This is a genomic window from Winogradskyella psychrotolerans RS-3, from assembly GCF_000427335.1.
In the GTDB taxonomy this organism is placed as follows: domain Bacteria; phylum Bacteroidota; class Bacteroidia; order Flavobacteriales; family Flavobacteriaceae; genus Winogradskyella; species Winogradskyella psychrotolerans.
Window position 1 is genome coordinate 1 of sequence record NZ_ATMR01000178.1, and the last position, 521, is coordinate 521.

Consider the following 521-nt stretch of genomic DNA (forward strand, 5'->3'; position numbering starts at 1 on the left):
ACCAGCTTCCACGAAGTCAAGCGAAACCTGGTCAGCGCAGGAACTCCGGCGCCTGTCCATCAACAACTTACGGCCACCGACCCGGGTTGCTGAGGTTATCTTCAGAATACGAATGCCCCATCTCATCGAAACGAGTTCGCGGAGCGGAAACCAATCCAAGTTCGCGGCCAAAAGTAGCGGTCACTAATCCTCAAACGTATTAACCATCGCGTGCGCTGCACGGTCGAGGTAGTCCCACATTTCGGCATCGTGGAGCGGGGGCTAGTTCTAGGGTGGTGAGAGCTGCCCGCATGTGGTGCAGCCAACGGGTCACGAGCATGCGGGTTCACCTTGAACGGTTGATGACGCAGACGAAGACGGGGATGCCCGCGCTCCTACGCTATACGTCGTGGGCCCGCCCCAATACTGCTCCAGAAAACCCGTCAGACGCTGGATGGCGCCCTCAAGGTCGGGCTGCTCCGGATACATCGGCAACAGCACCTCATCGGTTGCCACACCAACATAAAAATTCGCGCACCAGC

The 521-nt window shown here is 58.3% G+C and carries 1 protein-coding gene; it reads right to left on the minus strand.

Annotated elements, in window-relative coordinates; all coding sequences use genetic code 11:
- Positions 1–309: 309 nt before the first annotated feature.
- Positions 310–521, minus strand: a 212-nt coding sequence (locus ADIWIN_RS22440; protein ID WP_498370487.1) for a globin domain-containing protein, incomplete at its 5' end; no start/stop codon positions are given.